Here is a 13,546-nt window from a genome sequence, read left to right as displayed (position 1 = left end):
AGCGAACACCGGACGGGAACAAAAGGGGGGCCAGCGGGTCAGTGGTGCTGTTCGCTCCCGTGCAGCGGGAAACCGGCAATGCCGCGCCAGGCCAGCGAGGCCAGCAGCTGGACCGCCTGGTCGCGCGGGACGCTGCGGTCGCTGTGCAGCCAGGAGCGGGCGACGACCTGGGCGAGACCGCCCAGACCGGAGGCCAGGAGCATCGACTCGGCCCGCGACAGGCCGGTGTCCTCGGCGATGACGTCACAGATCGCCACGGCGCACTCGTTCGTCACCTTGTCGACACGCTCGCGCACGGCGGGCTCGTTCGTCAGGTCCGACTCGAAGACCAGGCGGAAGGCGCCGCCGTCGTCCTCGACGTAGGCGAAGTACGCGTCCATCGTGGCCCGGACGCGCTGCTTGTTGTCGGACGTCGACGCGAGCGCGGTCCGCACCGCCTGGATCAGCGACTCGCAGTGCTGGTCGAGGAGGGCCAGGTAGAGGTCGAGCTTGCCCGGGAAGTGCTGGTAGAGCACCGGCTTGCTGACGCCGGCGCGCTCGGCGATGTCGTCCATCGCGGCCGCGTGGTACCCCTGTGCGACGAAAACCTCCTGGGCGGCACCCAACAGCTGGTTCCGTCGGGCACGGCGCGGCAGGCGGGTGCCCCGCGGGCGTGCCGCCTCTGTCTGCTCTATGGCTGTCACGCCGCCTCCCAATGTCGTCCTCATGCGGTGAGCGCCGCGCGGCCATCGTACTTTTCGGTAACCCTGGTGTGCGCGCTGCGAGCGCAGAATTTCACGGACCGGACGGTGACGGAAGTCATGCAAAGTGTTTCGAAAGGGGATGGAGCGGGCAAGAGGGCGCGGTTCGGTGCGCGCTCCCGGGGGACGCAGGGGACGGTGGTGACCGTGAGGCGGTCAGCGATAGTCGTCCTCGTCGAGGGAGACGACGCGGGCCTGTTCGATGACGTCGGCCTCGTTCGCTGAGTCCGGGTCCACCTCGGTCAGCGGGTCCTCGCGGCCCGCCGTCACCTCGGCCAACTGCTCGGCGGCGTCGTCCTCCGGAGCTTCGACGCCGAGTTCGGCGTCACCGCTCTCGTCCTCGAAGGTCTCGGGATCGGTGGGATCGACGGCCATGAGGGGCTCCCTTCCTAGTACGTCCCTGACGAAGCAGGGGGCCACATGCGGGTGCCCTGTGTACGAGCCTAGGAGACACCCGATCCGGACGCCATGCGATGGGCGGGGCAGTCCTTCGGTTGCCCCGCATGGTGCCTGCCCGCCGATGGTCCGTCGTCGTCCGCCCCCATCCCGTTCGCTGTCTGTGACGGCGAACACATGAACCACAGCGTGATCGTCTCGTAACATTGCCGCATGTCTTCGACAGAGCTGCCCTCCGTGTCGGTCGCCGCCGTGCTCCCCAAAGTGGCGCCCGTCAGAGTCGGCGACGGCGAGCGGCTCAGATCGGTCCGGCTGCCGGGGGTCACCCTCACGGTGCGGTCGAGGCCACCGCTGCGCGAAGGACTCGCGCCCGCGCTGTACGTCCACGGGCTCGGCGGTTCCTCGCAGAACTGGTCGCTGCTCATGGCCGAGCTCGACGGCGTGGTCGACAGCGAGGCCCTTGACCTGCCGGGCTTCGGCGACTCCCCGCCACCGGACGACGGCGACTACTCCGTCACGGGCCACGCGCGCGCGGTCATCCGTTACCTCGACGCGGCCGGACGCGGCCCGGTGCACCTCGTCGGCAACTCCCTGGGCGGCGCGATCACGACCCGCGTGGCCGCGGTACGCCCGGACCTCGTCCGCACGCTCACCCTGGTCTCCCCGGCCCTCCCGGAACTCCGCGTCCAGCGCACGGCCGTTCCGACGGCACTGCTCGGCGTACCGGGCGTGGCCTCGCTGTTCACCCGCGTCAGCAGGGAATGGACGGCCGAACAGCGCGTCCGCGGCGTCATGGCCCTTTGCTATGCCGATCCCGGCCAGGTGACGGCGGAGGAGTTCCGCCACGCCGTCGAGGAACTGGAACGGCGGCTCCAACTGCCGTACTTCTGGGACGTGATGGCCCGTTCCTCCCGGGGCGTCGTGAACGCGTACACCCTGGGCGGCCAGCACGGCCTCTGGCGCCAGGCCGAGCGCGTCCTCGCCCCGACCCTCCTCGTCTACGGCCGCCGGGACCAACTGGTCGGCTACCGCATGGCCCAGCGGGCCGCCCGCGCCTTCCGCGACTCCCGACTGCTGTCCCTGCCGGACGCCGGGCATGTCGCGATGATGGAGTACCCGGAGATCGTGGCCACGGCGTTTCGTGAATTGCTTGCGGATTCGGGGGAGTTGGGGTCGGACATTGGTACCGGTGCCCGTTCTGGTACCGGTGAGGGCGCGGGTACGGTGACGGGGCGTCGGACGGTTGACGCGGAACCGGTGGGCCGCGGTGGCCGAGGGGGCCGGAGCGGTGCGCGGGGGGTCCGTGACGGCGGTTCGGTGAGTACGGTGAGCGAGGGCGGCGGTGCCGCGGGTGCCGCCAAGGACGACGATACGAACGCGGGGAGTTGAGGAGGCGACGTGGGACGCCATAGTCGCCGTAAATCCACCACCAAGGGTGACTCCGCGGACGGAGGCATAGGCGCGGAGGCCGGTGCCGACGCCAACGCCGGTACTGGCAAGGGCAGTTGGGCGGCTCAAGGGCGTCAGCGGGCTCAGGGGCCTCAGCCGGGGCAGGCGGGCAGGCCGGGGCAGGCGGGCCAGCCGGGTCAAGCGAACCGGGCGGGCACAGCGGGTCAGGAGGCTCAGCCGGGAGTGAATCGGCCGGGGGCGCCGCGTTCCGGGGGCGGGAACCCGGGCCCTGGAGGGCCGCGTTACGTCGACGGGACCCCGGCGCACGGCTTCCCGAGGCTTCCTGACGGAACTCCTGCCCATGGCTTTCCGGGGCTTCCGGACGGTACTCCCGCGCGCGGTGTCCCGCGACCGGCCGATGGGACTCCCGCACACGGCAGTCCCCGCTTTCCCGACGGGACTCCGGCGCACGGCATGCCGCGTTTTTCTGACGGCACGCCTGCGCACGGCACCCCCCGCTTCCCCGATGGCACTCCCGCGCGCGGTGTCCCGCAGGCTCGGGCCGGCCACCCCGAGCAACCTGAATCCGGTGGTGGTTGGGGCGAGTTGAGGGGGCGGGACGGGCGGGCCGGGGTGCCTCAAGCCCCGGTCGCCGGCGGACCCGTACCCCCCGGGGCGGGCCCGGTGCTTCCCATTCCCCGGCAGCGGCAGGCGCCGCAGGCCGGGGCTCGGCGAGGCGGTCAGCGTGGTCGTGGTCCCCGGCAGGACTACGTCGACGCCTTCGCCGGTGACGGTGACGGTGACGTCTTCGCGCCCGGGGCCGGTGTCGCCGCGCACCGCTCCGACCCGTACGCCGCCGTCACCGACTGGCCGTCCGAGAGCGACGCCGGCACCGACGCCGAAAACGGCACCGAGGGCGACGTCGAGAGTGCGGGCGCGCCGCCCGGCGACCGGGGCCGTCCCGGCGTCGGCACCGGTCCCGCCAAGGGTGGCAAGGGGCGCGCCTACACCGGCATCGCCGCCGCGGCCGTCACCACCGTGCTGGCCGTCGTCGTCGCCGGACAGGTCGCCGGGGACGGTGACAAGGGCGGTGTGCGGTCGGAGGCGGCCACCGACCAGGCCCGGGACGTACGGGGGACCGCTACCGCCTCGGCGCAGCCCAGCGCGTCCGCCTCGCCGCGGCTGGCGACCCTGACGTATGCCCAGAAGATGGACAAGAAGTACCCGCTCGGCGCCACGCTCAAGGGGCCGGACAAGTTCGACGCGGTGCCCGGCGTCGACAAGGCACCCGGCAAGGGGCGCAAGTACACGTACCGCGTGGACGTGGAGCAGGGGCTCGGGCTTGACGGCACGCTCTTCGCGGAGGCCGTGCAGAAGACGCTCAACGACAACCGGAGTTGGGCCCACAACGGCGCTCGTACCTTCGAGCGCATCTACTCCGGCAAACCGGACTTCGTGATCACTCTCGCGAGCCCTGGTACCACCGCGAAGTGGTGCGCCAAGTCCGGCCTCGACACCACCGAGGACAATGTGTCCTGCGACTCGGCGGCCACCGAACGGGTGTTGATCAATGCGTATCGATGGGCGCAGGGGTCGTCAACATATGGGGACAAGATGTATGCGTATCGACAGATGTTGATCAACCATGAAGTCGGTCATCGTCTTGGCTACGGGCACGTCACCTGCGACAAGGACGGCGAGTTGGCGCCGGTCATGCAGCAGCAGACCAAGTTCCTCGACCACGACGGGATCCACTGTCTGGCGAACCCCTGGCCGTACCCGGGCAGTTGACAGGCGACGCTTATGTCACATTGACACGAGCCGCAGCTTCCTTCATATTTTTGGGCATGTGGTCTAGTCATGTCGTGAATCGCGCCGCCATCGAGCTGGCGCTCATCGGCGTGACCCCGCTCTGCGTGGCCGACATTCTCTGTCGCTGAACACCGCCCCTGGCGTTCGTGTCGCGACCCGCACCACCTCGCCCGTGCCCATGGACCATGGCAGGGCATTTCCGACGACCTGACGCCGGGGCAGACGCCTGTTCATTTCCGTCTCACCCCTCGTCCATCCGTCTCGCTATTCGGGAAACCCCATGAGAATTCCCGAGCATCCCCCCGAGAGGTCGTCATTCCGATGCGTCAACCGTCCGTCATAGCCCGGCGCGTGGCCGTGGCATCCGTCAGCCTGGCCGTGGCAGCGGGCGCCGCCGCCTGCGGGCCGAAGGACAACGATGCCAAGGGCTCCGGTGGCGACTCCACGCCGCACAAGGGCGGCACGCTCACGGTCCTGAACTCCAATCCCCAGGAGGACTTCGACCCGGCGCGCCTGTACACCTCCGGCGGCGGCAACGTCCCCTCCCTCGTCTTCCGTACGCTCACCACCCGCAACCGTGAGAACGGCGCGGCCGGCGCCAAGGTCGTCCCGGACCTCGCCACCGACACCGGGCGCCCCAACAAGGACGCGACCGTCTGGACGTACACCCTGAAGAAGGGCCTCAAGTACGAGGACGGCACCGCGATCACCTCGGCCGACATCAAGTACGGCATCGAGCGCTCCTTCGCCCCCGAACTCTCCGGCGGCGCGCCCTACTTGCGGGACTGGCTGGTCGGCGCGGCCGACTACCAGGGGCCCTACAAGGACAAGAAGGGGCTCTCCGCGATCGAGACGCCGGACAGCCGGACCATCGTCTTCCACCTCAACAAGCCCGAGGGCGAGTTCCCCTACCTCGCGACGCAGACGCAGTTCACGCCCGTCCCGCAGGGGAAGGACACGGGCACCAAGTACGAGCAGCACCCGATCTCGTCGGGGCCGTACAAGGTCGTCAGCAACCAGAACGACGGTGAGACGCTCGTCCTGGAGCGCAACAAGTACTGGTCTACGGCGACGGACGCCGAGCGCAAGGCGTACCCGGACAAGATCGACGTGAAGTCGGGGCTCGACTCGTCCGTGATCAACCAGCGGTTGTCCGCGTCCCAGGGTGCGGACGCCGCCGCTGTCACCACCGACACCAACCTCGGTCCCGCCGAACTCGCCAAGGTGACCGGCGACAAGGAACTCGCGGCGCGCGTCGGCACCGGGCACTTCGGCTACACGAACTACATCGCGTTCAACCCCACGGTCGCGCCGTTCAACAACGTCAAGGTGCGCCAGGCGATCTCCTACGCCGTCGACCGGTCGTCCGTGGTCAACGCGGCGGGCGGTTCGTCGCTGGCCGAGGCCGCGACCACCTTCCTGCCGAACCAGAAGTCCTTCGGGTACGACCCCTACGACCTCTTCCCGGCGGGCGCGTCCGGCAACGCGGCGAAGGCCAAGGAACTGCTGAAGGAGGCCGGTTACCCGAAGGGGATCACCGTCACCCTGACGCACTCCAACGACAAGGACTTCGAGACCAGCCCGGAGATCGCGACCGCGATCCAGGACGCGCTCAAGAAGGCCGGCATCACCGTCAAGCTGCAGGGCCTGGAGATCAACGACTACAAGGACAAGATCCACAGCGTCAAGACCGAGCCGGGCTTCTTCCTCGCCCACTGGGGTGCCGACTGGCCCTCCGGCGGTCCCTTCCTCGCCCCGATCTTCGACGGCCGCCAGATCGTCAAGGACGGCGCGAACTTCAACACCGGCCTGCTCAATGACAAGTCGGTCAATGCCGAGATTGACGCGATCAACAAGTTGACGAATCTTGACGAGGCCGCCAAGAGGTGGGGTGCACTGGACAAGAAGATCGGCGAGCAGGCCCTGACCGTGCCGCTGTTCCACCCCGTCTACAAGCGACTGGTCGGCAAGGACATCAAGAACGTCGTGATCAGCGACTGGACCGGCGTCCTGGACATCTCCCAGGTCGCGGTCAAGTAACCCCATGAGCGAGGCACTTGTCGCCTCCCAGGCCGCCGGGACGGACGTCACCGTCCCGGCGGGCTCGGGGGCCCGTCAGTTCTGGCGGCGGCTGCGCGCGCAGCGCGCCGCCCTCGTCGCGGCGGCCGTCGTCGCCCTGCTCGTCCTGGTCGCGCTCGCCGCGCCACTGCTCACCGCGATCGAGGGCCAGGACCCCTTCACCTACCACCCGTCGCTCATCGACTCCGCGCGCGGAGGTGTGCCGACCGGCTCCTTCGGGGGCATCACCGGCGACCACTGGCTCGGCGTCGAACCGCAGACCGGCCGCGACCTGTTCGCCCGTCTCGTCTACGGCGCCCGGGTCTCGCTCGGTGTCGCGCTGGGGGCGACCGTCGTGCAGGTCCTCATCGGTGTCGTGGTCGGTGTCGCTGCCGCGCTCGGCAGTCGATGGATTGATCAACTGTTGAGCCGGTTCACCGAGATCATCATTGCGATGCCGTTGATGATCATGTCGTTGGCGCTGCTGGCGATCGTGCCCAGCAGTTTCCCGCGGCCCCTGCTGGTCGCCCTTGTCATCGGCCTGATCGCCTGGGGCACCGTCGCGAAGATCGTGCGCGCCCAGACGCTCACCCTGAAGCAACTCGACTACGTCTCCGCCGCCCGGCTCAGCGGCTGGGGCACCTGGCGCATCGCCCGCCGCGAACTGCTCCCGGGACTCGCCGCACCGGTCATCACATACGCGGCGCTCCTCGTCCCGACGAACATCACCGTCGAGGCCGCGCTGTCCTTCCTGGGCGTCGGCGTGAAACCCCCGACGCCCTCCTGGGGACAGATGCTCACCGCCGCCGACGTCTGGTACCAGGCCGCCCCGCAGTACCTGCTGCTGCCCGCCGGCGCCCTCTTCGTCACCGTCCTGTCGCTGACCATCCTCGGCGACGGCATCCGCACGGCCCTCGACCCGCGCGCGGCCTCCCGCCTGCGTATCGGCACCGGCCGCAAGCGCGAGGCGAAGGCGGACGCGGGCACCAAGGGCACGAGCGGCAAGGACGCCGGCACCAAGGGCGACGCCGGTACCAAGGGTGCGACTACGAAGAGCACGGGTTCCAAGGAGGCCACGTCATGAGCGGCTTCGGAGGATTCGTCCTGCGCCGCGGTATCGGCACCGTGATCACCCTGCTCGCGATCTCGGTGATCGTCTACGTGGTCTTCTTCGTCACCCCCGGCAACGTCGCCCAGATCACCTGCGGCCCGCGCTGCTCCCCGGAGCAAGTGCACCAGGTCGCCCAGCAGTTGAGGCTCGACGACCCGCTGTACCTCCGCTACTGGCACTTCCTCCAGGGCATCCTCGTCGGCCAGGACTACTCCACGGGCACCTCCGTGGAGCACTGTTCGGCGCCCTGCCTGGGACTGTCGTACCAGGGCGACCAGCAGGTCACCCAGCTGATCCTGACCAAGCTGCCGGTCAGCCTGTCCCTCGTGTTCGGCGCGATGGTGCTGTGGCTGATCCTCGGCGTCGGCACCGGCGTCCTGTCTGCGTGGCGGCGCGGCCGGTTCACCGAGCGCCTGCTGACCGGCATCACCCTCGCGGGCGTCGCCACCCCGGTCTTCGTGATCGGCCTGGTCCTGATGATCGTCGTCTGCGGGCAGCTCCAACTGCTGCCCTTCCCGCAGTACGTCGGCCTCACCGACGACCCCGAGCAGTGGGCCTGGAACCTGCTGCTGCCCTGGTTCTCCCTGGCCCTCATAGAGGCCGCCGCGTTCGCCCGGCTCACCAGGGCGTCGATGCTGGAGACGCTCGCGGAGGACCACATCCGCACGTTCCGCGCATACGGCGTCGGGGAGCGGTCGATCATCGGGCGGCACGCGCTGCGCGGGGCGTTCGCGCCGATCATCGCGCTCAACGCCAACAACGTCGGCTCGGCGGTCGGCGGCGCGGTGCTCACCGAGACCCTCTTCGGACTGCCGGGCATCGGACAGGAACTCGTCCACGCCGTCAATGTCGTCGACCTCCCTGTGGTCGTCGGCATGGTCCTGGTCATCGGCTTCTTCGTGGTCATCGCCAACGCCGTCGCGGACGTGCTGTACGCGGTGGCCGACCGACGGGTGGTGCTCTCATGAGTTCGGTCGACGTTTCGGCGGACGTCTCGGTGGACGTCCTGGTGGAGGTCACCGACCTGACGGTCGGGTTCGGATCGCTGCGCGCCGTCGACGGCCTGTCCTTCCGGCTGGAGAAGGGCGCCGCGCTAGGCCTGGTCGGCGAGTCCGGCTCCGGCAAGTCCACGGTCGCCTCTGCCCTGTTGGGGCTGCACCGCGGCACGGGAGCCGACGTCGGCGGCTCGGTGCGCGTGGCCGGCATCGACGTACAGGAGGCATCCGACGCGGACCTGGGGCGGCTGCGCGGTGGCAAGGCCGCGATGGTCTTCCAGGACCCGCTGTCGTCCCTGGACCCGTACTACGCGATCGGCGACCAGATCGCCGAGGTGTACCGCGTGCACACGCGCGTGTCACGCCGGGCGGCACGCGCGCGTGCCGTCGAGGTACTGGACCGGGTGGGGATTCCGGACGCGGTGCGGCGATCTCGTTCGCGTCCGCACGAGTTCAGCGGCGGCATGCGGCAACGCGCCCTCATCGCGATGGCGTTGGCCTGCGAGCCGGACCTGCTCATCGCCGACGAGCCGACGACCGCGCTCGACGTGACCGTCCAGGCGCAGATCCTCGACCTGCTGCACACGCTGCGCGAGGAGACCGGCCTGGGGCTGCTGCTCGTCACGCACGACGTGGGCGTGGCCGCCGAGAGCGTCGACGAGATCCTGGTCATGCGGCACGGGCGGGCCGTCGAGCACGGGCCGGTGGGCACCGTGCTCGGGTCGCCGACCGAGCCGTACACCCGGGATCTGCTGGGCGCGGTCCCGCGCGTGGACGCGCGGCGCGCTCGCTCCGACGGGTCCTCCGAGGCGCCCTCGGCGGCCCCGGAGGTCGTCCTGGAGGCCACGGGCCTGCGGCGCGAATTCGGGCGCGGGAAGCGGGCGTTCGCGGCCGTGGACGACGTGTCGCTGACCGTCCACCGGGGCGAGACCCTCGGCATCGTGGGCGAGAGCGGCAGCGGCAAGACCACGCTGGGCCGGATGCTGGTCGGGCTGCTCAAGCCGACGGCCGGCGAGATCAAGCCAGGCGGAGGCGTACGTCCCGACGTCCAGATGGTCTTCCAGGACCCCGTCTCCTCCCTCAACCCCCGCCGCAGCGTGGGCGAGTCGATCGCCGACCCGCTCCGCGCGCGTGGCGAGCGTGACGAGGGGCGCATTCGGGGGCGCGTCCGGGAACTTCTGGAGCGCGTTGGGCTCGAAGGTGCGCACTACGACCGCTATCCGCACGAGTTCAGCGGCGGCCAGCGCCAGCGCGTGGGCATCGCGCGGGCGCTCGCGGCCGACCCGCGTGTGATCGTGTGCGACGAGCCCGTCTCGGCGCTCGACGTCACCACACAGGCCCAGGTCGTCGCCCTGCTCGGTGAACTCCAGCGCGAACTCGGCCTCGCCCTCGTGTTCGTGGCCCACGACCTCGCCGTCGTCCGTCAGGTCAGCGACCGGGTCGCGGTGATGCGGCGCGGGAGGATCGTTGAACAAGGCCCCGCCGACGAGGTCTACGACTCCCCGCAGGACCCGTACACAAAGCAGCTGTTGGCCGCCGTACCGGCCCTCGATCCGGAGGTGGCGGCCCAGCGGAGGGTGGTTCGACGGGAGTTGGCGACGACCTGAGGATCGTAGAACGATCTGCCCCCGGGTGATCCCTTAGCGCGAGCGAACGCGACCCGCACGGGAAAGTTACGACCGTTCACCCCTTTTGGTGGCGCGATGGACAACCGTCCGTCGCGCCACCGTCATGTCCGCATACGTTCGTCCCGCTGCGAGCCGCCGGGTCAACGGTGGCTCCCCACAAGGGAGATCGGGGGTGTGGTCGTGCGCATCGGACTGGTTACGGAGGGTGGCTATCCGTATGTGAGCGGTGACGCCAGACTCTGGTGCGACCGGCTCGTGCGCGGGCTCGGGCAGCACGAGTTCGACGTCTACGCGCTCAGCCGCAGCCAACGCCAGGAGGACGAGGGCTGGCTCGAACTGCCGCCCCAGGTCCGGCGAGTGCGTACCGCGCCGCTGTGGAGCCCCGAGGACGACGGACCGGCGCTCGGCCGCCGCGCACGTCGGCGGTTCCGCGAGTACTACGAGGAGTTGGCGGCGGTGCTGTGCGCAGGGGATGCGCCGGTGCAGGGGCCGGCCGTGTCGGCGGAGTCGCAGTCGTTCGTTTCTGACTCGGCGGTCTCTGAGTCGGCCGTGTCGGAGTCGGCTGGCTCCGTGAGGCCCGCGGAGTCCTCGGGGCCTGTTTCCGCAGGGCCTTCCGTGCTCTCAGGGGAGGCCTCCGCCGTTGTGGCGGACCGTTTCGCCAACGCGTTGTACGGGCTCGCGGAACTCGCCCGCGACGAGGGCGGACTCGTGTCCGCGCTGCGCTCCGAGAGCGCCGTACGTGCTCTCGAACGCGCCTGTCGTGCGCCCGGCGCACTCCACACGGCACGCGAGGCGCGCGTACCCGATCTCCTCACCGTCGCCGCGCACGTCGAACGCGCCCTGCGCCCCCTCTCGCTCGACTGGTACGAGGACGACGCCCTCGGCTCCGTGGACCTCTGCCACGCGACGGCCGGCGGCACCGCGGCCCTGCCCGGGCTGCTCGCCCGGCACTTCGCCGGAGTACCACTGCTGGTGACCGAGTACGGCGTCCAGCTGCGCACGTACTACCTGGCCTCCGCGGACGCCCCGCCCGCCGTACGGGCCCTGCTCGCCGCCTTCCACGGCAGGCTGACCGCCGAGGTGTACCGGCGGGCCGCGCTGATCACCCCCGGCAACACCCACACCCGCCGCTGGCAGGAACGCTGCGGCGCCGACCGTAGGAAGCTGCGCACGGTCCACCCCGGCATGGAGGCGTCCCGATTCGCGGAGGTGGGCGAGGCGCCCGACCGGGCCGACGCGGACACGCTGGTGTGGGTCGGCCGTATCGAACCCGCCAAGGACCTGATCTCCCTGCTCCACGCCTTCGCGGAGATCCGCAAGGAGGAGCCCAAGGCGCGCCTGCGGATCGTCGGTGCGCCCGCCGGTGCCGAGGGCGCGGCCTACCTGGGCCACTGCCGGGCGCTGGCCGCACAGCTCTTCCCGGACGAGGCCGAGGGCGTGCACGCGGTCGGCGAGAACCCGGTGTCCTTCGAGGAGATCGGCGGCCCGGAAGCCCCCACGCTCGCCGAGGCGTACGCGTCCGGCACGGTGATCGTCCTGTCGAGCGTCGTCGAGGGCTTCCCGATCGGCCTGGTCGAAGCCATGTTCTGCGGCCGGGCGACCGTGTCCACGGACGTCGGCGCGGTGGTCGAGGTCATCGGCGGCACAGGACTCGTCGTGCCCCCGCGCAATCCTCGGGCGCTCGCCGAGGCGTGCGTGAGCCTGTTGCGCGACCCCGAGCGCCGTGAGCGTTTGGGCGCCGCCGCGCGCGCCCGCGCACTCGAACTGTTCACCGTCGAGCAGAACATCACGGCATTTCACGGCATTTACCTGGAGGTCGTCTCCCACTCCCCGGTCCACCGCGTCGTCCTCGACGACACCGGCGAACCCCTCCCGTTCGCCGCCCCCGCGGAGTCCCACGTCCCCGGCCGCTGGACCGGCCGCCCCACACCAGGCCCGGCGACAGGTTCCACGGCGGGCTCGGCCACCGGCTCTACGGCAGGCCCGGCGACCGCCCCCGCAGCCCGTGTCGTGGCTCGCGGCGGCCCACGCTGGGCGGCGGGAGCACCGGTACACGCCACCACTCCGTTGCCGACGACGGAGGCGGCCCGATGAGCGGCCTCGGCGAACTCGACCGCCCCGGAACGCCCGGCAGCGCGGAGGCGTGGGACGAGCGGTCGGGGGAGTGGCTCGGAGGACGGGGGGAGCCCGAGTCGGAGACGGAGAAAGCGCGGGCCGACGACGACACCGATCCGCCGACCGCCCGCCCCGCCCCCGTACAGCCCCCTCACACAACCAGCCGCAAGCCCGCCCCCGCCCGGCGCGGTGCCGCCGACCCCGTGAAGGCGTTGATGCACCGGCATCGCGAACTGTGCGAGCGGGCCGTCGACCCGCTGGAGATCGCGGCGGGCCTTGAGGCGCACGGGGTCACCGACCGGACCGCGACCCGCTTCCGGCACCGTGACGTCTTCTCGCTCGCCGAGGAGATGTACGCGCGCGTGCCCCGCGCCGACACGGCGGCCCCGCACTCCGACACCGACGTAGCCACCACGCCCGCGCCCCGCGCCGCCTGGGCCGTACGCGCTCTGCTGCCCGGAGTCCTCTGTGCCGCAGCCGTGACCGGCCTGCGGCTCACGGACGGTCGGGTGCGGTCGGCGGTGGCCGTCACCGGGGTCCTCGCCGTGGCGTTCGGCGTGCGCATGGCGCTCGGTCGGGGCCCACTGAGCACCCCGCCCGGCACCCCCGCATGGCGCACCCCGCCCGGCACGCGGCTCTGGACGTACTGGCTGCTCGCCTACGCCCTCCTCGGCGACGGTCTGCTCCGCGCCGTGGACGACGGCGGCCCCGACAACCTGCCGACCGGCATCGCCGGCGGACCCTGGCCCACGGCCACCGCACCCGTCCTGGCCTTCACGCTGGCCTGCGTCCCAGCGGCCTGGTGCGCCCACCACTTCGCCGTACGCGCCCGGCGCAAGCTCGCCACCAGCCGCGGCCTGGAGGACTTCACCGACTCCGTGCAACCGCTGCTGCTCGGCACGTTCGCCCTCTTCCTGTGTGCCCTCGCTGCCCTCCTCGCCCTCTGCGGAGCTGTCCTGGGTGAGCCCGCCGCGTACGCCCAGGCCGTCACGCTTGGCGCGCTCCTGCTGCTCGCCCGCCTTCAATTCGTGCACGGTTTCACCCGTGCCCCGGCCTTCGCCCTGGGCGCGGCAGCCGCGACGGAGGCCACGGCCCTGGCCCTGGACCTGATCGGCCGGCTCCCCGACTGCGGCTTCCTGGCCACCCCCGTCGAAACCCTCCTGGGCTCCTGGGGGCCGGGCGGCATCCCCGCCCTGGCCTGCGGAGCAGCCGCACTGACCCTCCTGTTCCACACCACCCGCACGCTGACCAGAGCCTCCGCGCACGCGCCGGCGGACGAGCCGCGGTGACGCCGCCATGACC

Annotated in this window: 11 protein-coding genes; 9 read left to right on the top strand and 2 right to left on the bottom strand. The window is 71.0% G+C overall.

From position 1 onward, the window contains the following. Positions 1-38: 38 nt before the first annotated feature. Entirely contained in the window at positions 39-683 is a 645-nt protein-coding gene (locus OH768_RS18505; protein WP_019072096.1) for a TetR/AcrR family transcriptional regulator, read from the bottom strand. A gap of 213 nt (positions 684-896) precedes the next feature. Further along, the gene (locus OH768_RS18500; protein ID WP_406454975.1) at positions 897-1,115 is read right to left on the bottom strand and encodes a hypothetical protein; all 219 of its coding nucleotides are present in this window, start codon (positions 1,113-1,115) and stop codon (positions 897-899) included. A 234-nt stretch (positions 1,116-1,349) separates the two neighbouring features. On the opposite strand from OH768_RS18500, the gene OH768_RS18495 reads away from it, so the two are divergent. The 9 genes from OH768_RS18495 (at position 1,350) to OH768_RS18455 (ending at position 13,533) form a co-directional block, all read left to right on the top strand. Next, the gene (locus tag OH768_RS18495; protein ID WP_406454973.1) at positions 1,350-2,525 is read left to right on the top strand and encodes an alpha/beta fold hydrolase; all 1,176 of its coding nucleotides are present in this window, start codon (positions 1,350-1,352) and stop codon (positions 2,523-2,525) included. A gap of 9 nt (positions 2,526-2,534) precedes the next feature. Beyond that, the gene (locus tag OH768_RS18490) at positions 2,535-4,316 is read left to right on the top strand and encodes a DUF3152 domain-containing protein (protein WP_406454971.1); all 1,782 of its coding nucleotides are present in this window, start codon (positions 2,535-2,537) and stop codon (positions 4,314-4,316) included. A 56-nt stretch (positions 4,317-4,372) separates the two neighbouring features. Next, positions 4,373-4,465 carry an Ms4533A family Cys-rich leader peptide gene (locus OH768_RS18485; RefSeq protein ID WP_327389191.1) on the top strand — a complete coding sequence of 31 codons (93 nt, stop codon included), beginning with the start codon at positions 4,373-4,375 and terminating at the stop codon, positions 4,463-4,465. A 193-nt stretch (positions 4,466-4,658) separates the two neighbouring features. Beyond that, positions 4,659-6,377, top strand: coding sequence for an ABC transporter substrate-binding protein (locus OH768_RS18480; RefSeq protein ID WP_406454969.1), 1,719 nt, complete (start codon positions 4,659-4,661; stop codon positions 6,375-6,377). A gap of 4 nt (positions 6,378-6,381) precedes the next feature. Then, positions 6,382-7,479 (top strand): ABC transporter permease, encoded by a 1,098-nt coding sequence (locus OH768_RS18475; protein WP_406454967.1) that lies wholly within the window; start codon positions 6,382-6,384, stop codon positions 7,477-7,479. Then, positions 7,476-8,474: an ABC transporter permease gene (locus OH768_RS18470; protein WP_406454965.1), complete on the top strand. Its 999-nt coding sequence runs from the start codon at positions 7,476-7,478 to the stop codon at positions 8,472-8,474. The genes OH768_RS18475 and OH768_RS18470 overlap by 4 nt, the downstream gene beginning before the upstream one ends. Continuing rightward, positions 8,471-10,108 carry a dipeptide ABC transporter ATP-binding protein gene (locus OH768_RS18465; protein WP_406454963.1) on the top strand — a complete coding sequence of 546 codons (1,638 nt, stop codon included), beginning with the start codon at positions 8,471-8,473 and terminating at the stop codon, positions 10,106-10,108. The genes OH768_RS18470 and OH768_RS18465 overlap by 4 nt, the downstream gene beginning before the upstream one ends. A 201-nt stretch (positions 10,109-10,309) precedes the next feature. Next, on the top strand, positions 10,310-12,223 hold the full coding sequence (locus OH768_RS18460) for a DUF3492 domain-containing protein (protein WP_406465326.1): 1,914 nt from the start codon (positions 10,310-10,312) through the stop codon (positions 12,221-12,223). After that, on the top strand, positions 12,220-13,533 hold the full coding sequence (locus tag OH768_RS18455) for a hypothetical protein (protein ID WP_406454961.1): 1,314 nt from the start codon (positions 12,220-12,222) through the stop codon (positions 13,531-13,533). Before OH768_RS18460 ends, OH768_RS18455 begins: the two co-directional genes overlap by 4 nt. Positions 13,534-13,546: the final 13 nt, after the last annotated feature.

It is taken from the genome of Streptomyces sp. NBC_01622, from assembly GCF_045209635.1.
Lineage (GTDB): Bacteria > Actinomycetota > Actinomycetes > Streptomycetales > Streptomycetaceae > Streptomyces.
This window is presented reverse-complemented; position numbering and strand designations above follow the sequence as displayed.